This window comes from Cellulomonas pakistanensis (genome assembly GCF_016862755.1).
Taxonomy (GTDB): Bacteria; Actinomycetota; Actinomycetes; order Actinomycetales; family Cellulomonadaceae; genus Cellulomonas; species Cellulomonas pakistanensis.
The window spans coordinates 47043-71608 of record NZ_BONO01000010.1; the positions used below are offsets into that span (position 1 = coordinate 47043).

Here is a 24566-nt window from a genome sequence, read left to right on the forward strand (position 1 = left end):
TCAGCCCTCCAGCGGGTGGATGACGACGCCCTGGACCACCCGGTTGACGCTGCCGCCGGGGAACGGGTTGTCGGGGGTGCAGCCGACGCCGACCGACGAGAACAGCGCGACGATCTGCGCGACCAGCACCGCCACCAGCGCCGTGGCCACGTCACCCGCGCCGGCGAGCTCCGGGAAGGACCAGCTCACGACCCCGGCGAGCTCGACCGGGTCGGCCGACAGGACCAGCAGCCGCCCGTCCGGGACGGCGGCGGCCAGCTCGCGCGCGATGTCCAGGTCGTACCGGCGGGTGTAGGGGTCGCCGGAGACCAGGACGACCGCGAGCGTCGTCGGGTCGAGCACCGCCTTCGGCCCGTGCCGGAACCCGAGCGACGAGTCCGACCACGGGACGACCTTGCCCGCCGTGAGCTCGAGGATCTTCAGGCCGGCCTCGTTCGCGGCGCCCGCGAGCGGGCCCGAGCCGAGGTAGACGATCCGCCCCGGCGCGTTGAACGCGAGCTTCTCGATCTCGCCCACCCGCTCCGCGAGCAGCGCCTCGCCCGCCGCGGCCACCTGCGCGCACGTGGCCCGCACCTCCGCGTCGTCGGCCCCGGAGGTGATGAGCCACCCGGACAGCAGCATCGACGAGAAGCTCGAGGTCATCGCGAACGACTGGTCGTTCGTCTCGGGCGGCAGCAGGAGGACCGTCGAGCGCTCCCGGTCCGCGTGCGCGACGGCGAGGCCGCCCTCGGCGTTGCACGTGATGATCAGGTGGTGCACCTCCGTGAGGAACCGGTCGGCGAGCTCCGTCGCCGCCACCGACTCCGGGCTGTTGCCGGAGCGCGCGAACGACACGAGGAGCGTCGGCCGGTCCCCCACGAAGGCGGCCCGCGGGTTCGACACGATGTCCGTGGTCGGCACGGCGTCCGCGACCAGGCCGCGGAGCTCGCCGAGCGCGGGGGCGATCGTGTCGCCCACGTAGGCGGACGTGCCGGCCCCGGTGAACACGATGCGCAGGTCCTCCCGCGCGAGCAGCGGGGCGATCTTCGCGTCGATCTCGGCGCGGGCGGAGCTGATGACGTCGGCGACCTTGCGCCACACGGCCGGCTGCTGCGCGATCTCGCGGGCCGTGTGGGCGGATCCCTCCACGTCGAGCGGGGCGAACAGCTCGGTGAACGGCGCGGTCATGCACCGACCTCCTGGGGGTTGCAGGCGAATGCGTACGGGCGGAGGGCGTCCTTCACCCGGTCCATCACGAGCGCGCGGGGGTCGCTCGCGAGCTCCCCCCGCAGCACCCGGTCGTACTGCGCGGGCAGGTACTGGCTGATGAGCGGCAGCGGGATCTCGATCTGCGCGAGGTTGTCGAGCAGCCGCTCCTGGGCGGCCTCGACGGCCGCGTCGGGCAGGTAGTAGCGCAGGCGGTCGGAGTAGGAGTAGCGGCGCTGGATGCGCTGCGCGCTCTCGTCGCCCTCGTAGTACGCGCTCCACCGGCCCGGGTCCGCGACCATCGTCGACTCGATCACGGCGCGCAGGCCGGACCGCCGCTCGGCGGGGACCAGCTCGTCCTCGATGTGGGACAGCGCGAACAGCCCCTCGCGGAGGTTGAACGTCAGGCCGGGCCCGACCTTGATCACGAACCAGTGGTCCTCGACCAGCTCGCGCAGGTGCTCCGGGAGCTGGTAGTCCGTCGAGTGCGCCTCGAACAGCATCGTCGGCTCGTCGTCCAGCACGGTGCGCAGCGCGACGGTCTTGCTGCGGTCGTACGGGATCACGCGCAGGTGGTCGAACTCGACGCCGGGCTGGACCACGAGCGCGATCACCCGGTCCCACGCGTCGAGCACCCCGTGCTCCGCGAACGCGCTCCGGTGGGCGGCGATCGTCGCGCGGGCCGCCTCCGGCGAGGTGGCCGTGAGCTCGGCGAGCTCCTCGTGCGCGCCGCCGGGCACCGGCACCTCGGTGCCGATGACGTAGACCGGGCGGTGCGCCAGGCCTGCCTCGGCCGCCGTGCGCTCGGCGACCGCGAGCATCCGCGCGGCGCGCTCCGCGACCACCTCGTCCGACAGCGGCAGGGTGTCGTCGGCGCAGGCCATCGAGCAGTCGAGGTGGATCTTCTCGTAGCCGGCGGCGACGTAGGCGGCGACCAGGTCGAGCGCCTTCGCCATCGCCTGCTCGGCGGGCTCGGACTGCCACCGGTTCGGGCCCAGGTGGTCCCCGCCGAGGATGAGCCGGTCGGCCGGCAGCCCCTCCTCGGCGGCGATCGCGAGGCAGAGCTCGCGGAAGTCCGCCGGCCGCATCCCGGTGTACCCGCCGAACTGGTCGACCTGGTTGCTCGTGGCCTCGATCAGGACCGGCGTCCCGTCCGCCACCGCCTGGGCGATCGCGGCGCGGAGCACCAGCGGGTGCGCCGAGCACACCGCGGCGATCCCCACCGGGGTGCCGGACTTGTGGGCTCGAACCATGTCGAGCAGCTTCAGGCTCATCAGTGCTGTTCCTTCGATCGGGGCTGGGGAGTCAGGCGCCCGGCGCGGCGAGGCGGCGGAAGTGGTCGACGACGTGGGCGGGGAGCTCGGGCACGTCGACCGGGCGCGAGCCGTCCCGGAGCGACGCGGCCGCGAGCGCCCCGGCGGCGACGGCCTCGCGGGCGGCCAGCGGCGAGACGACCGTCGGCGCGCCGTCGAGGACGTGGTCGAGGAACTCGCGCATCGACTCCAGGTCGGCGTCCGCGTGCCCGCTGTCGACGCCGCCGACCGGGTACTCCGCGTCGCCGGCGAGCTGCCACTCGTGCCGGCGGTTCCACACCCGGACGACCGCGTCGCCGGTGTCCCCGAAGTTCTCCAGCCGGCCCTCGGTGCCGATCACCGTGTAGTTCCGCCAGTAGTCCGGCGTGAAGTGGCACTGCTGGTAGCTGGCCATGACCCCGTTGTCGAGGGTCATCATCATCATCGAGACGTCCTCGACGTCGACCACGGGGTTGAGCCCCGTCGCCGCCGCCGGCGGCCAGTTGTCCAGGGAGAACCAGTCGGGCATGAGCTCGCCCGAGCGGTCCCGGCGGTCGGTGACGTCGCCGTAGACCATGAGGTCGCCCATCCCCACGACCCGCCGGGTGTACCCGTGCGCGAGGTAGTGGACGATGTCGATGTCGTGGCTGGCCTTCTGCAGCAGCAGGGTGTTCGCCCGCGAGCGGTCGGCGTGCCAGTCCTTGAAGTAGTAGTCGCCGCCGTTGCCCACGAAGTGGCGCACCCAGATCGACTTGACCTCGCCGATCTCGCCCCGCTCGATGACGCCCCGCATCACCTTGACGAAGGCCGCGTGCCGCAGGTTGTGCCCGATGTAGAGCGGGGTCCCGGTCTCGGCGGCGGCCGCGAGCACGGCGTCCGCGTCCTCGACGGTGATGGCGAGCGGCTTCTCGATGTACGCGGGGATCCCGGCGCGCAGCAGCTGCACGGCGATCGCGGCGTGCGTGTCGTCGGGCGACGTCACGATCGCGATGTCGAACCCGCCGGCCTCGATGAGCCGCGCCGGGTCGTCGTAGACGGCGACGTCGCCGAACGAGGCCCGGGCGCGCTCGCGGCCCGCGGGGTGGGTGTCGGCCGCGGCGACGACGACCGAGCCGGGGCGGACGGTGCCGACGTGGTGCGCGATCGAGGAGCGAGCGCCCACGCCGATCACGGCGACCCGCAGACCCTGCGATCCGCTGCCGATGCTCACTTCTGATCGAATCACCGGTGTTTCGCTCATGATGTGAGTGTAGGCAGAAGGAAGGCCGGAAGGGAACACCCCTGGGCGGGGGCGTGCCGCGGGGGCACACGCGACGACGGCGCCGCCCGGGTGGGCGGCGCCGTCGTCGATCCGGCCGGGGCGTCGGGGCTACGGCAGGACGAGGTCGACCTCGCCGCCGAGGGCGCGCGGCAGGTACGCGCGGTGCGCCTCGGTCAGCTCGTCGCACAACGCCCAGATCTGCTCCGGTGTGAGGGTCGCCGACGCGTTGCCGTCCACCAGGACGGCCTGCCGCACCGCGCGCGGGTCGCCGGTGAGCGCCGCCTGCACGGTCAGCTCGGCGACGGACAGCATCGTCCGGTTGAGCGCCGCGCCGGCGGTCGGGATCGACCCCACCGCGACGGGGCGCACCCCGTCCCCGTCGACGACGGCCGGCACCTCGACGACCGCGCCCTGCGGGAGGTTGTCGATGTAGCCCGCGTTCGGCACGTTGACGTGGATCCTCCGCTCGGTGCCAGTGAGCAGGGAGTGGATGATCTGCGGCGCGTACTCCGCGGCGCCCTCGTCGGGCAGGTCGAGCGGCTCGCCGGCGGCCAGCTGCCGCCGCACCTGCTCCACCTCGGCGAGGTTCTTCTCCGAGATGTCGAGGTACACGAGCGGCTCCAGCCGGTACCTCGCCACCTGCTCGTCGGAGCGCAGGAACCAGGGCAGGTACTCCGAGGAGTGCTCCGAGGTCTCCGTGGGGTAGTACCCGATCCGGCGGTACATCTCGACGCGCACCCGGCGCAGCAGCTCGGGGTCCTCCGCGAGCTTCGCCTCGAGCAGCGGGTACAGGCTCTCGCCGTCGCGCGACCACTCGGTCAGCCACGCCTGGTGGTTCACGCCCGCCGCGGCGTACTGGACCTCGTCGAACGGGACGCCGACCAGCTCCGACAGGTCGTTCGCCGTCCAGTAGACGGAGTGGCACAGCCCGACGACCTTGACCTCCGGGGCGACGACGGACCACCACCACACGTTCAGCGTCATCGGGTTCGTGTAGTTCAGCACCCACGCGTCGGGGCATACCTCGCGCACGTCGCGGGCGATCTCGGAGATGACCGGGAAGGTCCGCAGCCCGCGGAACACACCGCCGACGCCGGTCGTGTCCCCGATGGTCTGGCGCAGGCCGTGCCGCGCGGGGATCTCCAGGTCCTTGCGCGTCCCATCCACGCCGCCGACCTGGATCATGATCACGACCGCCGTCGCGCCCGCGAGCATCTCGCGGCGGTCCCGCGAGGCCGTCACCCGCACCGGCTTGCCCAGGCGCTGCGCGACGTGCTCCGCGGTGCCGCGGGCGATCTCCAGGCGGTCGGGGTCGATGTCCTGCAGGGCGATCTCGAGCTCGGGGAGGTCGTCGTAGCGCAGGATGTCGACGAGCAGCTGGCGGGTGAACACGGCGGATCCGGCGCCGAGGAACGTGATGCGAGTCATGCGGCCATCCTCGTGGCGCGGGGCGGCTTGATGCAAGGATCTGACGCGATCTGCTGTTTTCGCTCACGATCGCGCACTTACCGTGGAGGCCGAGGCCGGGCCGGTCGTCCCGACGGCCCGGCCTCCCGCGACGAGGGCGCCTACCCCGCCACGTTGCTGCCGTTCGTCCGGATCACCTCGGCGTACCAGTCGTCCGGCAGCAGCAGGCGGTCGCCGGGGCCAGTGTGGCGGCGGTGACGGCGTGCGCGGTGCGGCCGCGGTTCGTGCTGCGGGACGCCGCGGTCGTGGACGAGCCGGGCGTCCGGGGCGTGCCCGGCGTGGTCATGGTGGCGACGCAGGCCGGGCAGTTCCAGGTGGTGCTCGGGGCGCGGGCGATCCCGGTGAGCCGCGTGGTGCGGGGCCTCGTCGGCGGCTAGGTCGCGTCCGCCCCGCGGAGCCTGAGGTGGAGCACCGGGTACGGACGCCCGGCCTCGTCGGTCTCGCTCCGGCCCACGACCTCGAACCCGTGGCGGGCGTAGAAGCCCGCGGCCCCGACGTTCTGCTCGTTCACGTCGACGGCGGTGACGCCGTGCTCCTCGACCGCGTGCTCGAGGAGCGCCGAGCCGATCCCGCTCCCCCGTCGCGCCGCGTCCACGAACAGCATCTCCAGCGTCCCGTCGAGGACGCCCGAGAACCCCGCGGGTCGACCGTCGACCTCCGCGACCGTGAGCAGCACCGCCGGGAGGTAGTCGGACGCCAGGGCGGCCTCGATCGCGTCCCGGTGCGCCGGGGCGAGGAAGTCGTGCGTCGCGTCGACGGCGCTGCGCCAGATCGCCACGAGCGCGGGGTACTCCGCGGGCCCGGTCGAGGGCCGGATCTGCACGGGGGGCACGGGAGCTCCTTCCGGGTGGGCGGGGCGGGCGCCCGTCAGCCCAGGTCGACGTCCTCGCGGGCCGCGTCGCGCGGCACGCCGTCGGCGACCTCGAGGTACGGGCCGCTGACGCTCACGCTCATGTCCCGGCCGCTCGGGTCGGAGCCGGAGACGTCGAGGCCGTCCCGCTGGCCGGCGGCGCCGCCGATCGGGTTCACCTGGACGTCGGTGACGCCGGCGTCCTCGAGGGCGGCGACGAGGTCGTCGGTGTCCCCCTGCGCACCGACGGCGATCACGGTGACGCTGTAGCGCCGGCGGTCGACGATGCCGTCGCCGCCCGCATCGAACTCGCCGTAGGAGTCCTGGACCTCCGCGCCGAGCGCGTCGAGGACGCCGGGCAGCACCTGCCGCGCGGCGTCGAGCACCTCGTCGCGGCTGGCGTCGAGGTCGTCCGCGGACGCCCCTCCCCCACCTCCGCAGCCGGACAGGGCGAGGGCGGACAGCGCGGCGACCGCCGCGGCCACCTGCACGCGACGGCTCACCACTCCGGCCTCCTGTCGTCGAGCGCCCGCGGGTCGCGGGTCGCCTCCGGGTCGACGGGGCCGTCGTACCAGGGGTCGTACGAGTGCTCGGCCGCGAGGACCTCGTCGTAGTCGCCGACGACGATCTGCCCGATGTTGTACAGGGACTCGGTGTCCGGGTCGAAGTACTTGGTGTGGTCGCCGAAGTTGCGCATCACGTCCGCGCGGGTGGTCGACTCGGCCTGGAACCGGTTGGCGCCGAAGTCGTCCTCGACGATGTCGTTGCCGAGGCCGGCGCCGCCGAGCATCCAGCCGCCGACCCAGCCGTCGTCGGCGAGGGCGGCGACCAGGTCGCGGCTGTTGTTGCCCGCCCACACGTGGTCGGCGCCGACGCCGAGCTCGGAGGCGTGCTCGACGCCGCCGCCGGCACCCGGGCTGCCGACCAGCACGATGTCGTCGGCGGCGAGACCGTGGTCGGTCGCGCCGTGCGCGGTGGTGGTCGAGCCGTAGCTGTGCCCGATGACCGTGAGGTGCGCGGGGCTGCCGTCGCGCGACGCGCGCAGGCCGTCGATGTACCGCGACAGCAGCTCGCCGCCCTCCTCCGCGCGCCCTTCGCCGGCGACGGTGGCGGAGTCCCAGTCGCTGGGGGCGTCGTAGCCGATCCACATGATCGACGAGGCGGTCGAGTGCGGGTCCGAGAGCCGGGCGGACTCGTAGATGTTGTAGGCGGCGTCGGCGTTCCCGCCGGCCTCGGTGCCGCGGCTGGTCAGGCCGGGGACCATCACGGACACGTGGTCGGCGGTGTCGGGGTCGCCGAACGCGATGGCGACCTTCCCGTCGCCGCCGAACGCGGTGGCGTCGTACAGGTGCAGCAGGGGCACCAGCGGCTCGCCGGTGACCGGGTCGACCCTCTGCGCGCCCTCGTCCAGCGCTGCTTGCGCGGCGCGCGCGTTGTCGAGGGCCTGGTAGTCCTCGAACAGCCGCTCGCCGCGCTGCTCGCGGAGCTCCATCGCCTCGAGGTCGGTCTCGAGCAGCAGGCGGTTGGCCTGGTCCCGGGCGAGCGCCGGGATGCCGTCGGTGTTGCCGACGAGCTCGGGGCGGGCCGCGAAGACGGCGTACTGCTCCTCCTCGGTCAGCGAGTCCCACCACGCGGCGACCTGCTCCGGGGTGCCGCCCTGCGACGGCGACCCCGGCCGGCCGAGCGCGTCGTCGGCGAGGTCGATCTGCCCGGACACCGCGGCGCGCGCCTGCGCGAGCGTCGAGTAGGAGGAGAACGCGTCGAGCATCGCGCGCTCGGCGGTCCCGAGGTCGCGCACCAGCGCGTCGACGTCGGCGACCACGCCGTCCCGCCGGGTGGCGAGCGCCGCCGCCCGCGCCTGCAGCTCCGCGATCGCGGCGTCGTCGACCTCCCCCGCGGACCGGATGTCGGCGTCCAGGTCCTCGCGGGCCTCGTGGTACGACGACCGGGCCTCGACGAGGTCGGTGCGCCTCCGGAGCAGGTCGGTGAGCGCGTCGGCGTGGTCGTCGGCCGCGCGCGAGACCTGGCGCAGGGCGACCCCCATCGCCTGGGCGTCGGCGCCGGCGGCCCGGACGTGCCGGCCGTAGGCGGTCGCGGCGTCGCCGGTCCAGCCGTCGAGGGTCGAGGAGTCCAACGCGAACGCGTCGAGGTCGTCCAGGTTGACCGCGCTGGCGAGCAGGTCCTGGGCGAACGCGGCCACGACGGCGGGGTCGCCCTCCACGGCGGGGATCGCGTCGATCGCGGCCGGGATGTCGATGGTCACCGTGGTCACGGGGTGCCCCCCAGCCAGCTCTGGAACGTGTCCTGGGCCGCGACGTCCGTGACGGCGTAGGCCTGCTGCGCGTCGCGGAGCCGGGTGCCGATCTCCTCGGAGCGGTCGGCGACGTCGCCGAGGACGGTCCCCCACGCCGAGGTCCACGACGCGGCCGCGCCGGCGACGGCCGGGGTGAAGCCGGAGGTGGTGGCGTCGGCGACCCGGTCGCGCGCGGTGCGCACCCGGGAGCCCTGGTCGGTCCAGTCGTCGGCGGACAGCCCGAGGGTGTACGGGTCGACCTGCAGGTCGTCGCTCACCGGGCGTCCTCCGCCCCGGAGACCAGCGCCCGGGCGGTCGCCGTCGCGACGGGGAGGTCCCGGCCGCGCACGGTCACCAGGACGGCGTCGTCGAGCCACGCCACGCGCACGGAGCGGTCGTCGAGCGTGGCGAGCAGCAGCGGGGTGACGCCCGCGCGGTCGAGGCGGCCGTCCCAGCCGTCGGCGCGCAGGCTTGCGGACAAGGCGCGGCCGACCGCGATGCCGGCCTCGGGGCCGTCGATGGGCAGGCGCACCTCGGCGACCGGGACGACGTGGGACGCCGGGGCGCTGCGCCAGGTGGTGCGCGGGGCCGGGTGGGCGTCGGGGGCGGGGACGGGGGCGGCGGGCGCTGCCGCGGCGAGCAGGCCGGCGGCAACGGCCTCGACCCGGGAGCGCTCGGCGTCCAGCGCGGCGTCGGTGACGGGGACCGGCGCGTCGGCGGGGTCGGGCGCCGGCGCCTCGGGCGGCAGGACGACGACGTCGACGTCGGGATGACGCTCGTGGACGACGCGCAGCAGCGGGGCCTGCGCGAGGGGGTCCTGCGGGTCGGTCACGGCGTCACTCTAGGGCGAGTCGGGTGTCGCGGCGCGTGGGTCGTCTCGTCGCCGACCCGGCCGGGTTCGTCGCTCGATGATCTGCAGGTCAGCGGGACGGCGACCGTGCCGGGGACGTCTTCCGGGCGGAACGACGCGAGTTCGCCTCAGCCGTCCAGCGGCGAGGGGCGGCCCTCGTCCTCGGCCTGCAGTCGCTCCCAGAGGTGGCAGCCCGCACGCACCGACAGGGTTGAGTCGAGCGTGGTCTCCTGGGCCGAGAGGCTCCTGGTGGACGGGACGCTGACATCACTGACGCTCCGTCCTGTTCTGCGCGTCCGGGTCGTACTCCAGCGTCATCCCGTCCGTGACGAACAGGACGCCGCCGGGGCAGAGCGGTCCGTCGATCGTCCCGACGACCGCCCCGTCCGGCGTCGCGACGCTCAGACCGGACTCGTCCTCGCACTCGGCCAGCGACAGGTCGGTCGCGTCCCCCGCCGGCACCTCCTGCTCCCGCGTCAGCTCCCCGCCCGCCATCTGCACGGTCACGAGGACGGTCGTGCCGGAGTCGTTCACGTAGGTGAGCCGGGGACGCGGGTGGTCGATCACGCATCCGGCCAGCAGCGCCACCGCGAGGGCGCACGCGCTCACCCCCGTGGCTCGGGCGCGCGGGCCGGCCCGCCGGTGCTTCCGTGCGGTCACCGGTCCACCCGCTCCTCGCCGCGGGCCTGCGCCAGCGTGTACGACCGCTCGTCCGGCGCCGGCAGGTCGCTGCGCTCCAGGATCAGCCCAGCCGCGTCCGGAGCGTAGAAGTCGGCGTCGAACGGCCGCAGCCCGAGCATCCGGCAGGCCTCGACGAGGTGGTCGTGGTCGAACTTGTGCACCGCGCGCAGCGCCCGCTCGTCCCAGACCCTTCCGAGCGGGAAGGGGATGTCGAGGCGCTCGTCCGTGTAGCCGGAGCCGGCGTGGAAGAACCACCCGCGGTCGCCGACGCCCGCCTGCACGTGGTGGAGCATCCAGTCGACCGTGCCGTGCCGCACCTGCCGCTCGGGCCAGGGCTCCCACAGCACCAGGCTCCGGTCGCCCCAGTCACCGCGCGTGCGCAGCAGGTTGATCGTGTGCGGCACGTCGGTGGCCGTCACCACCCGCAGCCCGCCCATCCCCATCTGCGCCGCCAGGTGCGAACGCCCGCCGCGCCAGTGGTTCGTGAACACCGCGGTCCAGTCCGGGTTCGCGGTCCGCACGAGCAGGTGCCGGTGGCCCTCGTCGTCCAGCGGGAGCAGGGCGGCGAGCAGCTGCTCGATCCCGTCGCCCGCGACCTCCCGCACGCGCCTCGGGCTGCCGAAGCGCTCCAGCACCACGTGCCCGGTGCGCTTCTCGAACACGTCGATGCAGGTCTGCGGGTCGGCCCGGATGAAGGACATCGACCGCGTGACCGGCAGCCAGCGGCCCTCGAGGAGGAGGTCGGCGTGCGGATGGCGGCGTCGGCGGCGGATCACCGGCCCGGCGCAGCCTGCTGCGCGTCGTGGTACCGGGCGACGACGTCGGCGGCCAGCCGGCCGCGGTCGCTCACCGCGATCCCCTGGCTCCGCGCCCACTCGCGGATCACCGCCGGCGCGACGTCCGCGCGCGCCGCCACGACGCGCTCGACCGCGGGCGCGGGCGCCGCCGAGGTCGCCCGCCCGTGCTTCGTCGCGGTGACCGTCCGCGCCGCCGCGGGCTGAACGTGGTCGAGCAGGACGCCGAACAGCCCCGGCCCGACGATGCGGGTACCGAGGCGCTGAGCGTCCGCGAGCTTGGTGCCGGCGAAGCTGCCGTCGGTGACGAGCATGGCGGTGCGACCGGACACCTTGGCCGAGACTCGGATGCCCGCAGCCTTCGCCCGGGCCTCGAGCGCCGTCCGGACGTCCTCGTCGCAGCCCGTGAACACGACCGACTGCCCGACGCGCAGGGGCTCGCCGTGTGCCCAGCCCTCGGGCAGCGGCGTCAGCCCCTCGCTCTGCCGGGCGTCGCGGCGACCCGCGGCGGCGTCGAGCGCGGCGAGCACCCGGCCCCGCTCCACGCCGAGCAGCTCGGCCACCTCGTACAGCTCGGCGCGCTCCGCCTGCGTCACCCGGGCGTCGGCGACCGCCTTGTCCGCGAGCGCGAGCAGGAACGCCTCGTGCGCGATCGCCACGGCGTCCTGCGGCAGCTCCCACAGCTGCGCGACGTCCGCCAGCGCGCCCACCTCGTCGTCGGTGAGGACCCCGTCCTCCAGGACCTCCGCCAGCAGCTCGACGTAGGACGCCGTGCCCTCCGGCGCCCCCTCGGGGACGACGTCCGCCACCGCGAGGTCGTCGAGCAGCTGCACGAGGCGGCGGTGCTCGCGAGGCTGCTCGCGGATCCGGCGGGCCTCGGGGACGACGCCGACCGGTGCGACGGGCAGGACCGTGCCGGACGAGCGTTCCGGCCACGCCACGCCCGCCGCCTCCGCGACCAGCGCGTCGTAGAGCCCGGTGCCTCCGCGTCGCGCACCCAGGTACGCCGCCAGGAGGCCGGCGGCCGCGCGGGCGTCGCCGAGCGCCGAGTGCGCACCCTGGTGCCGCACGCCCGCGGCCGCGCAGCAGTCCGGGAGTCGGCGACGCGCCAGCGAGGGGAGGTGCCGACGGCTCTCCTCGAGCGTGCAGAGCGCGGGCGCCCAGGGCATCGCCCACCCGGCGCGGGCGAACTCGGCGCGCAGGAACGCGAGGTCGAACCGGGCGTTGTGCGCGACCAGCACCAGGCCGGAGAGCCGGCTCGCCACCGCCGCGACCTCGGCCGCGAACAGCGGCGCGTCCGCCACGTCGGCCGCGGTGATGCCGTGGATGTGCGTCGCGCCGACGGGCCCCTGGGGGTTGAACCGGGACGACCACTCGTCGATGGGACGCCCGGACGCGTCGCAGCGGATGACGCTCAGCTCGAGGACGCGGTCGCGGGCGGCGGCGAGGCCGGTGGTCTCGACGTCCAGGACGGCGAACACCGCCCGGGGCGCGGGGGCGACGGGCGCGGGGGCGGCCGGCGCCGGTGCCGGTGCCGGTGCCGGCGGCACGGGCGGCCGGGTCCGGTCGAGCAGCTGCGCCGCCGTGGGGGCGCTCGTCCGCTTCCGTGGCCGCAGCCAGTCCCACATGCCCATGCGTCGTCCTCGATCCGGGTCGGTCGTCGCCGGAGGCTATCGGGACGGTGGTGGGCGGGGACAAGGGCTTCCGTCCCGGGTCGCCCGTTCGGACGCGCCCGCCCTCGGCGTCCGGCCCGGGCGACACCTTCCGGGAGCGCGTCGGCGTCCCGGCGCCGGTCGGGCCGGCTTACCCGGCGCGCTGACGGCCCCGAAGGACGTCGGCGAACTCGTGGCCCGACGGGTGATGAGAGCCGTTCCCCCTCCGCACCCGGCCGGGCGCCCCCTAGGCTCGGTGCCATGACCGGTACCCCGGTACGCCCTGCGCGGATCGCTTCCCTCGGTGCGGTCGCCGTCCCCCCAGGAGCACTGGCGGCGTGCGACCTCGCCGCAGGCGAAACCGGTGCTCGGGTCGGGCGAGAGCAGGGCGAGCACGCCCGCGCCGCACGACGTCGGGTTCCACCGTTCATCCAAGGGCGGCGGGTCGGCACCCGACGGTCGGATCTCCCCCGAGATCGTCGATGGAGGCGTCCCGTGAGACCGCCCGACGGCTCCCCGTGGTGGGAGGCGCTCATCGGCGAGATGGTCAAGGCGTCGACGAGGCTGACGCAGGTGGCCCCCGATGCGTTCCCCCTGTCCGTGCCGCGCCTCGGTGCCGACGACGAGAGCATCGCCGCCGCAGTGGAGCGGCTCGGGCACCCCCTCGATGGCCAGCACGAGGCGCTGCTCCGGCTGGCGAACGGGTGGGAGCTGGCGTTCCTCAGCGGCTCCGTGCTCGGCACCCCCGAGCTCGGTCAGGGTGCGCTGTGGGAGGACGCGAACGCGTCGCTCGACATGTTCTACGCGGAAGGAGATACGGCCGGGTGGCCGCCGCGCGCCGGGCTCGTGCCGATCCACGCCTCGCCGTACGACTCCGACGTCGTGGCGGTGTGGCTGGGCGGCCCCGTCACCGAGGGCGGGCACCCGGTCCTGTACTTCGCCGGCGAGGTCATCGACCGGTGGCCCAACGTCTACGAGTGGTGGCTCCGGATGCTCGTCCTGCAGGAGCGCTCGCTCGCGCACGTCCTCGAGCTGACCGGCCAGGGGCTCGGCTGAAACCGCGCCCGAGCCGGCATCGCTCCGATGGTCGACGCCCGCGTCGAGGCGCGGCCGACCAGCAGGTCGCTCACCTACCCTCGGTGGAGTGAGGCCGACCGCGTACCAGCTCGAGCCGGAGGTCGCCGGCGGATTCGGTGACGCGACGGTCATCGACACATCGATGACCCCGAACCTCGTCACGCGGCTGGAGTACGAGTTCGACGGCTGGCTGGGCGACGAGCTCGTCGAGTTCATCACCGTGCACCTGGTGACGGCGCGGGTCCGCGACGCAGTGGTGGACGCGGGCCTCACGGGAATCCGGTTCGCCCCGGTGGCGGTCTCCCGGAGCGAGCGGTTCGACGAGCTCCACCGTGGCGACCTGCCGGAATGGGTGTGGATGCAGGTCATCGGTGCGCCTGCCCGCGACGACGCCTGGATCGGCGCCAGGCAGCTCCTGACGGTGAGCGAGCGGATGCTCGCGGTGCTGCAGCGGTTCCCGCTAGCTCAGTGCCGCGTCGTGCCCGTCGAGTCGTCGGGGCTTCCCGAGGCCCCGGCCTCCGGCTACGACAGTTGGTGACCCCGACGGCCGGCGTCGGTTCCGAGACGGACGCACAGCTGCTCACCGGCCCCGGGCAGGCGCAAGTGACGATGGGCGCTTTCGCGCTACTCAGCACCGCTGACGGTGACCGTGACAACCGTGGCTCCGGGGGTGGGAGCAGGGAGCTGCTCCCCCGCGATCGCGCTCTCGATCTTCTCGGAGGCGTGCACCGTGACGATCCGGTCGTCCGCCCGCCAGATGAGCGGCGCGACCTCCGCACCGTTGTCGTACGGCGAGCCGTACCGGTCGCCGTATGCCGAGAACCACGCGTCGAGCGCCTCCTGCGGAGCCAGGTCGACCTCGGAGACGGCGGCAACGTACGCGGCGACGTCCGGGCCGAAGCCGAGCCCCCACTCGGACTCACGGGTCGCGGTGCCGAGCGGGGTGGCCGGGACGGGTGCTTCCAGGACCGGCTCCCGCTCAAGAGCGTCGAGTCGCGGAGCCGGCCCTCCGCGCAGCACTAGGACGCCCCACCCGACCAGCGCGGCCAGGGTGATGGCGGCCGAGCCGACAGCCCACGGCCATGCCCGGGCGGCACGCCGTCCCGGCCGGGCCGGGGTCACTCGCCGCCGGGCTGCGCCGGGTCGATCCCGCATCAGTCGGCGATCGGGGTGACGACGCAGCGGTCGAGCGTGAACTGCTGCAGCAGCGCCAGTGCTCGATCGCTGACCGTGAGCGTGCCGCGGCGTCCCGACCACGCGTCGTCCCGGCCGGCGTGACCGACCGCCCTCAACCAGGCCCACTCGGGCAGCTCTCGGTCGTTGAGCTCGGCGAACAGGTCCGAGCGGCTCACGATGACGGGCGCGAACGCCACGCCCGTCAGCCCGGCGTCGACGATCGCGTCACGCACACGGGCGGTGGCCAGGGTGACCGGGGTGGACGTGACCAGGTCGTCGCCGAGCCAGTCGTCGAACTCGTAGTCGAGGCGGGTGATCTCACGACGACCGGGGCCCCATTCCGTTCCGGGTCCGAGGCCTCCGGCGACCTCGGGCTCGAGCTCGTACGACGTCATGTCACTCCAGCGGTGTAGGAACAAGACCTCCACGTCAGAGCGGTTGTCATTGCGGCAACGTGGCGTACATCCAGCACAGATCCTTGCTAGTTTCGCGCCGGAAACAACCGCAGGGGGACATCATGAGCGACGAGAACGGCGGCGCACCCGCTCACTTGCTGGTCGACACAGACGAGCTTCGCCGGGCAGGGAACGCGACGCTCGGTGATTCTGACTTCATCGAGACGGCGAGCCACCATGTCCACATGGCCGGCTCGTCCTCATACGGCTCCGGAGCCCTGAGCACGGCGGCGAGGCAGTTCTCGGATCGGTTCTCGTACGCGCTCCGGCAGCTTGCTGAGGACACTGACGAGGCCGGCCGAAGCCTGCGCGGGACAGCGCAGGCCTACGAATACATGGACACGACGGTCGCCGACCAGTTCGACGAGATGGGCCACACCGGGTGATCGCGGCATCACTGGGTCAAACGTCGAACCCGGAGGAGCTCGTCCTCGGGTCAGTGGCGACCGTCCAGCGCGACGCCGATGATCTCGTTCGGCAGGCGGAGTCGATCGAGTCGACCGGTACGTCCATCGGTTCGCGCACCGTGGCGCAGTGGGAGGGCACGGCCGCCGACGGATACGCCGATCGGCGCGACGAGCTGGCCCGACGGCTCAGCGCCGTCGGCCAGGTGTACCGATTCGCAGCGGACGCACTCTCGTCCTACGCCGACGTGCTTGCTTGGGGCCAAGGGCGAGCGGCGTACGCGGTCGAGCTCTGGGATCGCGGGGCCCGGCAGTCCTTGGAGGCGGCGCGTCAGCCGGGCCGAGTCGTCCTCGGTGACCGCGTCGTGGGTAACGCCATGCCGCCGACGAGCGCCTCGGACCCAGGGCTTGCGGTCAAGCAGCAGGCCCAAGCCGTGCTCACGGACGCCCGATCGGTCGTCGCCGCCGCTGGTGATGCGACAGCCGCCGTCCTTTCCCAGTTGAGCGAGGGACTCCCGGACGGGAAGTGGCACGCGTCATCGTTCGCCGGTGGCGTCTGGTCCTGGTTGAAAGGCATCGTCTCCATGGCGTGGGACTTCAGCCTCGTCCGTGTCGTCGTCGATCCTGATGGTGCGGCGACGAGCGCTGTCGCGGTCTGGGACTCGGCGACCGGTGCGTATCGACTGATCACCGAGGACCCCATCGGCTCCGTCGACGTCCTGGCCGACGGGCAGACCCGCCGGGACGACCCCGCACGGTGGTGGGGGCAGCTCGCCCCCGACATCGCCCTGACCGCTGTAGGCGGAGCGGGCGTCGCTGCTCGCGTGGCGTCCGGGGCTCGCGCCGGGCACCGCATCGAGGAATCCATGGTGGTCACCGAACGCGTCACGGTCGGACGCACGGGGTACACGGCCGACGAACTCATGACCCCGACTCCCGGGGACGGCCCGATGTCCTTCCAGTTCAAGGACACCTGGAGCACAGACCAGCTACGAAATGCCTCTGAGCACCTCGATCTTGCCAACGCCGCGCGTCTGCGCGGTGAGCTCGCGCCCGACGGCCGCGTCTCGACGGCCGGAGAGCTCCGCGACGCGGCCGACTACGCCGCGCGCCAGGAACGACTCCGCGCTGAACGCGCCGGTGATCCCTACGGCGACCAGGTGGCGGGTCACGGCCCCGACACTACGTGGACCGGTCAACCGGAACCGCCGTTCTGGCAGCGTCAGGACTCGTCGGTAAACTCGTCGTTCGGAGCCCAGGCCCGAGGATTCCCGCTCGGGTCCACGCCGACGATCTTCGAGGGGCGACTACCGGACGGGACCCTCATCCGGGGAAGCTGGGATTGGAGCCCGCAATGACCCAGACCCTGTCGTGGGGAGTGCTCGTCGGCGAGATGCTCGCGCGGCGGCTGTCGATCTCCCAGATCGCCCCCGCCATGTTCCCCGAGACGCTCCCCGGTGTGCGCGCGACCGATGCCGACATCGCTGAGGCGAGCGATCGCCTCGGGTTCGATCTCGATCCGCAGCACGAGGCGGTGCTCAGGGAGGGCAACGGATGGGCGGACGTCTTCGCGTACGGAGACGTCCTCGCCACGTCGGACCTGGGCGCCGGGCCTCGGTGGAAGCGCGCAGACGCTCTGCTCGCGAGCTACTACGACGACGGGCCGGCCACCGGTTTCCCGCCGCGTGATCGCGTCTACCCGATCCACGTGGCCGACAACGCCGTCTTCGTGATCGACAGGTCCGGTCCCGTCACCGACGGCGGCCAGCCGGTGTTCTGGCTCTCCGACGAGCTGCTCGGGGAGTGGCCCAACGTGTACGAGTACTGGCTGGCGGGGTTGACGATGCTCGAGCGGTTGGCCGCTCGCGTCGCAGCGGATGCGCGCGCAGGCCGGATCTAAGTACGCGCGACCAGCTAGCGTCACCCGCATGCGAGGTGACGAGGAGCGCGTGGTCTCGGCGTTCTGCCGCTGGCTGGACGGTCAGGGCTGGGCCGTGCAGCGCGAGGTCGACTTCTGCGACGTGGTGGCTCGTCGGGACGATGAGACGTTGTACGCGGAGGCCAAGGGCCGCACGGCCGCGATCGGGCTCGACGTCGACACGTTGTACGGGCAGCTGCTGCGGCGCGTGCCCCTGCACGACACCGGGTCGGCACGGTTCGGCGTCGTCGTGCCGACAGAGGCGCGCGCTGCCGCGCTGCGCGTCCCCGAGGCGACGCGGCGACTGCTGCGCGTCACGGTGTACGTCGTGGACGAGGGTGGCCAGGTGGAAACCGTGTCCGCATCAGCGCCCGTCGACGGCCCGACGGACTTCCCCGCGTCGCCGTCGACCTGACGACCGCCCTGCTACCAGTCGACGGGTTCGTCTCCGCGCGCCTGCGCGAGCGTGAACGCCCGCTCGCGCCCGGCGAGGGGATCGGTGCGTTCGAGGATCAGACCCTCGCCGTCCAGGGCGTAGAAGCCGGCATCGAACGGACGCAGCCCGAACTGCCGCACCGTCGAGGCACGGGTTCGTCCCGCGATCACCTCGGCGCTCTCCGCCGGGCGGCCCGGACGAAGGCCACCGACCTCGTGACCGGGAGCCAGCGTGCCTCCGAGCAGCAGTGCGTCCTCGGGGCCCGACCCCGCTCGTGTTCGCGGCGGCGACGCGCCCCCGGTGGCGCCCGCCCCTCCGACCGAGCGCACGATGATCACCCGGGTGGTGATCAGACGAGGCCGACGCCGTGCGCCGTGGGGGCCTCCTCTTCCTCGAAGGCAGGGAAGTTGTGCTTCGCGAACTGGCTCACGCCACGGATCGTCGCGATGTTGACCCCCGCGCCGAGCACACCGCCGGCCACGGGAACGAACTTCCCCAGGTTGATGACGCCCTTGGTGCCGAACTTGGTGAGAAGCCTGAAGCCGACCTTCTTGTTGATCTCGATCAGCACCTTCCCCGGCAGCTTCTTCAGCACCGCGAGCGCGCTCTTCGTGCCGAGCTGCGCTCCGATGTCCGCCACCACCGCCGCACCGGCGGATCCGATCAGTGTCAGGACGATGACGGACCGCACCTCGTCCGAGCGCACGTCGTACCCGCGCAGCACCGCGATCGCGCCTGCGCACCGTGCCGCACTCGCGTACAGCGCGGTCACGTCCGCGGGCAGCGTGACGGCGGCGACGGTGAAGCCCCCGAACCCGGTGGCGAAGCCCGTGGCCGCGACGATCCGGGTGTGCGTCGCGATCAACCGCGCGATGGCGCGCTCCGGGTCGCCATGAGACTCGAGGTGCTCCGCCGCGATCTGCTCCGCACCTTTGATCGGCCCGACGCCGTCGACGCCCCAGGAGAGGATCTTCTGCACGACGGCCTGAGCAGCCTCGGCGGTTCTCGACTCCTCGCCACCCGCCTTCGGCGTGTCGTCGGTCTCCAGAGGGTGCGCGGTGGTGGTCATGAGTCGTCCTTCCAGTTGGGGCAGACGCGAACGTAACGACTCAGTCGGCGACCCCGGCAGACCCGTTCGGGTCACGCGCGGCCCGGCCGATCGCGGAGAAGCGCGGCGCTTCCACGGGTGCGGAACTCGGGAGTCGGGCGTGATCTCCCCCACCTGCACCAGGCGGTCGTTCAGGTACGCGATCCGGCGATCGTCCACCACGGTCCGACGGCCATCGACCTCGACCAGCTCGTCCTTCGCGCCCGAGTGTCCAGCCGCCGCAGCGCCTCCCTCAGCAGGCTCCTCGACGACAGCAGCTCCGCCAGCAACTCGCACCGGCGCCGGCCCCGGGGCAGCTTCGAGCAACTTCTGGCAACCGGTTGTCCCCCACCGCTGCCCCGCACCACGCTGCTGACCACCCGGGCGGCACCGACGCCGCCCACACTCCGGGAGGGACGGCCATGGAGCACACCTGGCGCTGGTTCGGCGACCGCGACCCGATCACCCTGGCCCAGGTGCGCCAGACCGGTGCCACCGGCGTCGTCACCGCCCTGCACGACATCCCGAACGGCGAGGTCTGGCCGGTCGGGGCGATCGAGGCCCGCCGCGAGCAGATCGAGGCGGCCGGCCTGGTGTGGTCCGTCGTCGAGAGCGTGCCCGTCCACGAGGACATCAAGCGCGGCGGCCCGCTCCGTGACCGCGCGGTGGCCGCGTACCAGCAGACGATCCGCAACCTCGCGGCCTGCGGCGTCGACCTGGTCTGCTACAACTTCATGCCCGTCCTGGACTGGTCGCGCACGGACCTCGGCTACCCGCTCGACGACGGCACCTGGGCGCTGCGGTTCGACGCCGACCAGCTGGCGGCGTTCGACCTGTTCCTGCTCCGCCGCCCCGGCGCGGCGGCCGAGTACGACCAGGAGCAGACCGCCCGGGCACGCGCGGTGCTCGACGCCTTGGACGACGCGGCGCGTGAGCGGCTCGTCGACACGATCCTCCTCGGCCTGCCCGGGTCGGAGGAGCGGTACACGCTCGGCGAGTTCCGCGACGCCCTCGCCACCTACGACGACGTCGATGCCGACGCGCTGCGCGGGAACCTGACGTCGTTCCTGCGGGAGGTCGTGCCCGTCGCCGAGGAGGTCGGCCTACGGCTCGCGATCCACCCCGACGACCCGCCGCGCCCGCTGTTCGGGCTGCCGCGCGTGGTGTCCACCGCCGAGGACGCGCAGCACCTGCTCGACGCCGCGCCGTCCCCCGCCAACGGGCTGACCATGTGCGTCGGGTCGTACGGGTCGCGGGCGGACAACGACGTCGTCGCGATGACGGAGCGGTTCGCGCAGCGGATCTACTTCGCGCACCTGCGCTCCGTCCGGCTGCAGGACGGTGGCCGGAGCTTCTACGAGGCCCCGCACATCGCCGGCGACGCGGACATGGTCGCCGTGATCGCGGCGCTCGTCGCCGAGGAGCGCCGGCGCGAGCGCGAGGGCGGCCCCCGGCTGCCCATGCGACCCGACCACGGCCAGCGGATGCTGGACGACCAGTTCCGGGAGTCGTACCCGGGCTACTCGCTGATCGGGCGGCTCAAGGGCCTCGCGGAGCTGCGCGGCGTGGAGCAGGCGGTGCGGCGGCTGGTCCCGGCGGCCTGAGCGCGCCCGTACGATCGCGGCATGGAGGCCGAGGGCGGCAGCGAGCCGACGACGACCCGCGCGCCCACGATCTACGACGTGGCGGAGGCCGCCGGCGTCGCGGCGTCGACGGTGTCCCGGACGTTCGCCCGGCCCGGCCGGGTCAACTCGCAGACCGCCGAGCGCGTCCGGGCCGCGGCCGCCGCGATCGGCTACCGGGCGAACCCGGTCGCGCAGGCCCTGTCCACCGCCCGCACCCGGATGATCGCCGTGCTGGTGTCCGACCTGGCCAACCCGATCTACGCCGAGCTGCTCCGCGGCGCGCAGGTCGCGGCGTCGGCCGCGGGCTACGGCGTGCTCGTCGAGGACACCCGCGAGGACGCGGTGGTCGAGCGGGAGACCGCCGAGCGCATCCTGCCGATGGTGGAGGGCGTGCTGCTCGCGTCGTCGCGCATGTCGGACGCCGCGATCCGGAGCATCGCCAAGCAGCGCCCGGTCGTGGTGATCAACCGGGGGCTCGCCGACGTGCCGTGCGTCGTCGCGGACGAGCAGCGGGGGACGCGGCGCGCGGTGGAGCACCTCGGCGAGGCCGGGCATCGCGACCTCGTCTACGTCGCGGGCCCGGACGCCTCGTGGCCGAACGGCGCGCGGTGGCGGGCGTTCAGCGACGCGTGCCACGAGCTCGACCTTGCGGGGCGCCGCATCGGGCCGTTCGAGCCCACCTTCGCGGGCGGGTTCGAGGCTGCCCTCGCCCTGGGCGGGGCGCGCGCGTCCGGTGTGCTGGTGTTCAACGCGCTCATGGCGGTCGGCGTGATCCGCGGGCTGCAGCAGGCCGGGCTCCGCGTGCCGGAGGACGTGAGCGTCGTGGGGTTCGACGACGTGCTGATCGGGCAGATCGTCTCCCCCGCGCTGACGACCGTCTCGACGCCGCTTCAGGCCATGGGCGCGACGGGGCTGCGCAACCTGCTCGCTGTGGTGAACGGCGCACGCTCCCGCGGCGAGCCGGTCGTGGTGCCCGCACGTCTGCTCCCCCGCGAGTCGTCCGGCACCGCGCGCCAGCCCGCCTGACGCCCAGGGCGGCGGAGACACCGAGGGCGCACGGCATCGCATGCGCCCTCGCGGTGTCTCGTGCGCCCTCGGTGGAGGGCCCGCGGCAACAGGTGGCAACCGCTTGCAGCGCACCGCGCGCGCCTCGAACCATGGCCGCCATGACGACGACGTCGACGCCCGCCCCGCCCCGGATCGCGCTGCACCGCGACCGGCTGCTGCCCGCCGAGCCGGCGACCCGGGGCATCGCGCGCGAGCTGTACGCCGCGGTGCGGGACCTGCCCATCGTGTCGCCGCACGGGCACGTGCCCGCGCAGTGGCTGGCCGACGACGTCCCGTTCCCCGACCCGACCGCGCTCCTCATCACGCCGGACCACTACCTGACCCGCCTCCTGCACGCGCGGGGCGTCCCGCTCGCCGACCTGGGCGTCGGCGTGGCCGACCCGACGTCCGCGCAGTCCCGGGCCGCGTTCCGGCTGCTGTGCCGGCACTGGCCGGTGTTCCGGGGCACACCGGTCAAGCTGTGGCTGGAGCAGGTGCTGGTGGAGGTGCTCGGCGTCGATCTGGTGCCGTCCGACGACACCGCCGACGACCTGTACGACGCCATCGCCGAGCGGGTCGCCGACCGCGGGTTCCGGCCCCGGGCGCTGTACGACCGGTTCGGGATCGACGTGCTGGCGACCACCGACGACCCGTGCGACGACCTGGCGCACCACGCCGCCCTGCGCGACGACCCCGGCTGGCACGGCCGCGTCGTCCCGACGTTCCGCCCCGACCGCTACCTCGAGGCCGGGCTCCCCGGCTGGGCCGACCGCGTCGACGCGCTGGGTGAGGCCGCCGGCGTCGACACCGGCAGCCTCGCCGGCTGGGTCGACGCGATGGAGCGCCGCCGGGCGCACTTCGCGGAGCACGGCGCGGTCTCCGCCGACCACGGGCACCGCGACGCGGTGATGGCCCCGCTGGACGCCGCGGAGGGCGAGCGGCTGTACGCCCGGGCTCGCGCCGGGCACGCCACCCCCGCCGAGGCCGAGACCCTGCGCCGCGGGCTGCTGTTCGAGATGGCGCGCATGTCCGCCGACGACGGCCTGGTGATGACGCTGCACCCCGGCGTCAGCCGCGACCACCACGCCCCCTCCCGCGAGCGCCTCGGCACCGACATCGGCGCGGACATCCCCGTCGCCGCGGAGTTCACCGAGGCGCTGCGCCCGGTGCTGCACGCGTTCGGCACGCACCCGCGGTTCCGGCTCGTCGTGTTCACGATCGACGAGACGACGTTCTCCCGGGAGCTGGCGCCGCTCGCCGGGTTCTACCCGTCCCTCTACGTCGGCGCCCCGTGGTGGTTCCTCGACGCCCCCGACGCGATGGACCGGTACCGGGCCGCCGTGACGGAGACCGCGGGGTTCGCCAAGACGTCCGGCTTCGTCGACGACACCCGGGCGTACCTGTCGATCCCCGCCCGGCACGACGCCAGCCGCCGCGCGGACGCCGCCTACCTGGCGCGGCTCGTGGCCGACCACCGGCTGACCCTCGACGAGGCGCACGAGACCGCGCGCGACCTCGTCACCACCATCCCGAGAGAGGCGTTCCGGCTGTGATCACCCTCCCCCAGCTCCGCCCGCAGGTCCGGACGGGCCTGCGCCTCTCCCGCGCCGCCGGGCACGGACGTCCCGCGGCCCCCGTGCGGGTCGTGCACCTGGGCCTCGGCGGGTTCGTCCGGGCGCACCAGGCCTGGTACACCGACAACGCGCCCGACGCCGCCGGCTGGGGCATCGCGGCCTTCACGGGGCGCTCCCGCGCGCTCGTCGAGGCGCTCGCGCCCCAGGACGGCCTGTACACGCTGGTCACGCGGGCACCCGACGGCGAGCGGCTGCGCGTCGTGTCGAGCCTGTCCGCGGTGCACGGCGGCGACGAGCACGACGCGTGGCTGGGCTACTGGGCCGACCGGGCCGTGGCCGTCGCGACGTTCACCGTGACCGAGGCCGGGTACGTCCGGGCGGCCGGCGGAGGGCTCGACACCGACCGCGAGGACGTGCGGGCGGACATCGCCGCGCTGCGCGCCGACCGGCACGCGCGCGTGCGCACGGCACCCGGGCGGGTCGTGGCCGGCCTGCGCCTGCGCCGCGCCACCGGCGCCGGACCGATGACCCTGCTGCCCTGCGACAACCTGCCGGACAACGGCCGCGCGCTGGAGCGGGTAGTGCTCGAGCTCGCCGACCTGGTCGACCCCGGGCTGGCCGAGTGGATCGTCGGGCACGTCGCGTTCGGCACCACGATGGTCGACCGGATCACCCCCGCCACGACGGACGGCGCCCGGGAGGCGGTGCGCGCCGCGACCGGGCTCGCCGACGCCGCGCCGGTGGCCACCGAGCCGTTCTCGGAGTGGGTCGTCGCCGGCGACTTCCCCGCCGGCCGGCCGGCGTGGGACGAGGTCGGCGCCCAGCTCGTCGACGACGTGCTGCCCTTCGAGCGGCGCAAGCTCTGGCTGCTCAACGGCGCGCACTCGCTGCTCGCCTACGCGGGCGGTGCGCTCGGGCACCGGACGGTGGCGGACGCGATCGCCGACCACCGGGTGCTCGGCTGGGTCGAGGCGTGGTGGGACGAGGCGAGCCGCCACCTGGCGCTGCCGCCGGACGAGATCACCGCGTACCGCCGGGCGCTGCTCGACCGGTTCGCCAACCCGCGGATCCAGCACCTGCTCGCGCAGATCGCCGCGGACGGCTCGGAGAAGCTGCCGGTGCGCGTGGCTCCGGTGCTGCGCGCCGAGTGCGAGGCCGGTCGCCTGCCGCTCGGTGCGTGCACCACGGTCGCCGCGTGGGTGCTGCGCCTCCGCGGCCACGGGGCGCCGGTGTCGGAGGCGCGGCCGGAGCGCGTGGCCGGGCTGGCGGACGGCTCGCTGGCCGACGCGGTGCGCGCGGTGCTCGGCCGCCTGGCGCCGGGCATGGGCGCGCACGAGCCGCTGGTCGCGGCGGTCCTCGACCGCGCGCGGACGCTGGAGGCCCTCGCCGCCTGACCCGCGCCGCGCCGCGCCGCCCCGCCCGTGCCGCCCGCGCCGCGCCGC

General features: G+C 74.1%; 27 protein-coding genes. 11 read left to right on the top strand and 16 right to left on the bottom strand.

From position 1 onward, the window contains the following. The 4 genes from Cpa01nite_RS08195 to melA all read right to left on the bottom strand — a co-directional run bounded on the left by Cpa01nite_RS08195 (position 1) and on the right by melA (position 5166). On the bottom strand, positions 1–1167 hold the full coding sequence (locus tag Cpa01nite_RS08195) for an SIS domain-containing protein (protein ID WP_203668269.1): 1167 nt from the start codon (positions 1165–1167) through the stop codon (positions 1–3). Next, the gene (locus Cpa01nite_RS08200) at positions 1164–2459 is read right to left on the bottom strand and encodes a D-tagatose-bisphosphate aldolase, class II, non-catalytic subunit (RefSeq protein ID WP_239068631.1); all 1296 of its coding nucleotides are present in this window, start codon (positions 2457–2459) and stop codon (positions 1164–1166) included. The genes Cpa01nite_RS08195 and Cpa01nite_RS08200 overlap by 4 nt, the downstream gene beginning before the upstream one ends. A gap of 31 nt (positions 2460–2490) precedes the next feature. Next, positions 2491–3717, bottom strand: coding sequence for a Gfo/Idh/MocA family protein (locus Cpa01nite_RS08205; protein ID WP_203668270.1), 1227 nt, complete (start codon positions 3715–3717; stop codon positions 2491–2493). Positions 3718–3846: 129 nt separating this feature from the next. Next, positions 3847–5166, bottom strand: coding sequence for an alpha-galactosidase (gene melA, locus Cpa01nite_RS08210; protein WP_203668271.1), 1320 nt, complete (start codon positions 5164–5166; stop codon positions 3847–3849). Between the two features lie 233 nt (positions 5167–5399). Between melA and Cpa01nite_RS08215 the strand changes: the two genes are divergently transcribed. After that, positions 5400–5582: a hypothetical protein gene (locus tag Cpa01nite_RS08215; RefSeq protein ID WP_203668272.1), complete on the top strand. Its 183-nt coding sequence runs from the start codon at positions 5400–5402 to the stop codon at positions 5580–5582. Here Cpa01nite_RS08215 and Cpa01nite_RS08220 read toward each other — a convergent pair. From Cpa01nite_RS08220 to Cpa01nite_RS18850, 8 genes are all read right to left on the bottom strand, one after another. After that, positions 5579–6037: an acetyltransferase gene (locus tag Cpa01nite_RS08220; protein ID WP_203668273.1), complete on the bottom strand. Its 459-nt coding sequence runs from the start codon at positions 6035–6037 to the stop codon at positions 5579–5581. The genes Cpa01nite_RS08215 and Cpa01nite_RS08220 overlap by 4 nt on opposite strands. A 35-nt stretch (positions 6038–6072) precedes the next feature. Continuing rightward, on the bottom strand, positions 6073–6558 hold the full coding sequence (locus Cpa01nite_RS08225) for a hypothetical protein (RefSeq protein ID WP_203668274.1): 486 nt from the start codon (positions 6556–6558) through the stop codon (positions 6073–6075). After that, positions 6555–8327: an alpha/beta hydrolase gene (locus Cpa01nite_RS08230; protein WP_203668275.1), complete on the bottom strand. Its 1773-nt coding sequence runs from the start codon at positions 8325–8327 to the stop codon at positions 6555–6557. Before Cpa01nite_RS08230 ends, Cpa01nite_RS08225 begins: the two co-directional genes overlap by 4 nt. Beyond that, the gene (locus tag Cpa01nite_RS08235; RefSeq protein WP_203668276.1) at positions 8324–8626 is read right to left on the bottom strand and encodes a DUF6317 family protein; all 303 of its coding nucleotides are present in this window, start codon (positions 8624–8626) and stop codon (positions 8324–8326) included. Before Cpa01nite_RS08235 ends, Cpa01nite_RS08230 begins: the two co-directional genes overlap by 4 nt. Continuing rightward, a complete protein-coding gene (locus tag Cpa01nite_RS08240; protein ID WP_203668277.1) occupies positions 8623–9180 on the bottom strand; it encodes a hypothetical protein in 558 nt (185 codons plus the stop codon). The genes Cpa01nite_RS08235 and Cpa01nite_RS08240 overlap by 4 nt, the downstream gene beginning before the upstream one ends. A gap of 285 nt (positions 9181–9465) precedes the next feature. Continuing rightward, a complete protein-coding gene (locus Cpa01nite_RS08245) occupies positions 9466–9858 on the bottom strand; it encodes a hypothetical protein (RefSeq protein WP_203668278.1) in 393 nt (130 codons plus the stop codon). Beyond that, positions 9855–10655: a hypothetical protein gene (locus tag Cpa01nite_RS08250; RefSeq protein ID WP_203668279.1), complete on the bottom strand. Its 801-nt coding sequence runs from the start codon at positions 10653–10655 to the stop codon at positions 9855–9857. Before Cpa01nite_RS08250 ends, Cpa01nite_RS08245 begins: the two co-directional genes overlap by 4 nt. Continuing rightward, complete coding sequence (locus tag Cpa01nite_RS18850; protein WP_203668280.1) at positions 10652–12307, bottom strand: exonuclease domain-containing protein; 1656 nt, start codon at positions 12305–12307, stop codon at positions 10652–10654. Before Cpa01nite_RS18850 ends, Cpa01nite_RS08250 begins: the two co-directional genes overlap by 4 nt. 513 nt (positions 12308–12820) lie before the next feature. Between Cpa01nite_RS18850 and Cpa01nite_RS08260 the strand changes: the two genes are divergently transcribed. Together Cpa01nite_RS08260 and Cpa01nite_RS08265 are read left to right on the top strand one after the other, a co-directional pair. Beyond that, complete coding sequence (locus tag Cpa01nite_RS08260) at positions 12821–13381, top strand: SMI1/KNR4 family protein (RefSeq protein WP_203668281.1); 561 nt, start codon at positions 12821–12823, stop codon at positions 13379–13381. Positions 13382–13469: 88 nt separating this feature from the next. Then, a complete protein-coding gene (locus Cpa01nite_RS08265; protein ID WP_203668282.1) occupies positions 13470–13940 on the top strand; it encodes a hypothetical protein in 471 nt (156 codons plus the stop codon). An 86-nt stretch (positions 13941–14026) separates the two neighbouring features. Here Cpa01nite_RS08265 and Cpa01nite_RS08270 read toward each other — a convergent pair whose 3' ends face one another. Further along, on the bottom strand, positions 14027–14422 hold the full coding sequence (locus tag Cpa01nite_RS08270; RefSeq protein ID WP_203668283.1) for a hypothetical protein: 396 nt from the start codon (positions 14420–14422) through the stop codon (positions 14027–14029). Between the two features lie 134 nt (positions 14423–14556). Beyond that, positions 14557–14973, bottom strand: coding sequence for a hypothetical protein (locus Cpa01nite_RS08275; RefSeq protein WP_203668284.1), 417 nt, complete (start codon positions 14971–14973; stop codon positions 14557–14559). A gap of 122 nt (positions 14974–15095) precedes the next feature. Between Cpa01nite_RS08275 and Cpa01nite_RS08280 the strand changes: the two genes are divergently transcribed. Genes Cpa01nite_RS08280 through Cpa01nite_RS08295 form a run of 4 tightly spaced genes read left to right on the top strand, consistent with a single transcriptional unit; the run spans position 15096 to position 17770 of the window. Beyond that, positions 15096–15419, top strand: coding sequence for a DUF6317 family protein (locus Cpa01nite_RS08280; protein ID WP_203668285.1), 324 nt, complete (start codon positions 15096–15098; stop codon positions 15417–15419). Then, entirely contained in the window at positions 15416–16795 is a 1380-nt protein-coding gene (locus Cpa01nite_RS08285) for a putative T7SS-secreted protein (protein WP_373307363.1), read from the top strand. The genes Cpa01nite_RS08280 and Cpa01nite_RS08285 overlap by 4 nt, the downstream gene beginning before the upstream one ends. Then, a complete protein-coding gene (locus tag Cpa01nite_RS08290) occupies positions 16792–17337 on the top strand; it encodes an SMI1/KNR4 family protein (protein WP_203668287.1) in 546 nt (181 codons plus the stop codon). The genes Cpa01nite_RS08285 and Cpa01nite_RS08290 overlap by 4 nt, the downstream gene beginning before the upstream one ends. 28 nt (positions 17338–17365) lie before the next feature. Further along, on the top strand, positions 17366–17770 hold the full coding sequence (locus tag Cpa01nite_RS08295) for a hypothetical protein (RefSeq protein WP_203668288.1): 405 nt from the start codon (positions 17366–17368) through the stop codon (positions 17768–17770). Positions 17771–17781: 11 nt separating this feature from the next. Here the strand turns inward: Cpa01nite_RS08295 and Cpa01nite_RS08300 are convergent, their stop codons facing one another. Then, positions 17782–18129 carry a hypothetical protein gene (locus Cpa01nite_RS08300; protein ID WP_203668289.1) on the bottom strand — a complete coding sequence of 116 codons (348 nt, stop codon included), beginning with the start codon at positions 18127–18129 and terminating at the stop codon, positions 17782–17784. An 11-nt stretch (positions 18130–18140) separates the two neighbouring features. Next, positions 18141–18860: an EcsC family protein gene (locus Cpa01nite_RS08305; protein WP_203668290.1), complete on the bottom strand. Its 720-nt coding sequence runs from the start codon at positions 18858–18860 to the stop codon at positions 18141–18143. Positions 18861–19300: 440 nt separating this feature from the next. Here Cpa01nite_RS08305 and uxuA point away from each other — a divergent pair, with 440 nt between their 5' ends. From uxuA to Cpa01nite_RS08325, 4 genes are all read left to right on the top strand, one after another. Beyond that, the gene (gene uxuA / locus Cpa01nite_RS08310) at positions 19301–20482 is read left to right on the top strand and encodes a mannonate dehydratase (protein ID WP_203668291.1); all 1182 of its coding nucleotides are present in this window, start codon (positions 19301–19303) and stop codon (positions 20480–20482) included. A 21-nt stretch (positions 20483–20503) separates the two neighbouring features. After that, positions 20504–21529: a LacI family DNA-binding transcriptional regulator gene (locus Cpa01nite_RS08315; protein ID WP_203668292.1), complete on the top strand. Its 1026-nt coding sequence runs from the start codon at positions 20504–20506 to the stop codon at positions 21527–21529. A gap of 140 nt (positions 21530–21669) precedes the next feature. Next, positions 21670–23103 (top strand): glucuronate isomerase, encoded by a 1434-nt coding sequence (uxaC, locus tag Cpa01nite_RS08320; RefSeq protein WP_203668293.1) that lies wholly within the window; start codon positions 21670–21672, stop codon positions 23101–23103. Continuing rightward, positions 23100–24518, top strand: a complete 1419-nt coding sequence (locus tag Cpa01nite_RS08325) for a mannitol dehydrogenase family protein (RefSeq protein WP_203668294.1) — start codon at positions 23100–23102, stop codon at positions 24516–24518. Before uxaC ends, Cpa01nite_RS08325 begins: the two co-directional genes overlap by 4 nt. Positions 24519–24566 lie beyond the last annotated feature (48 nt).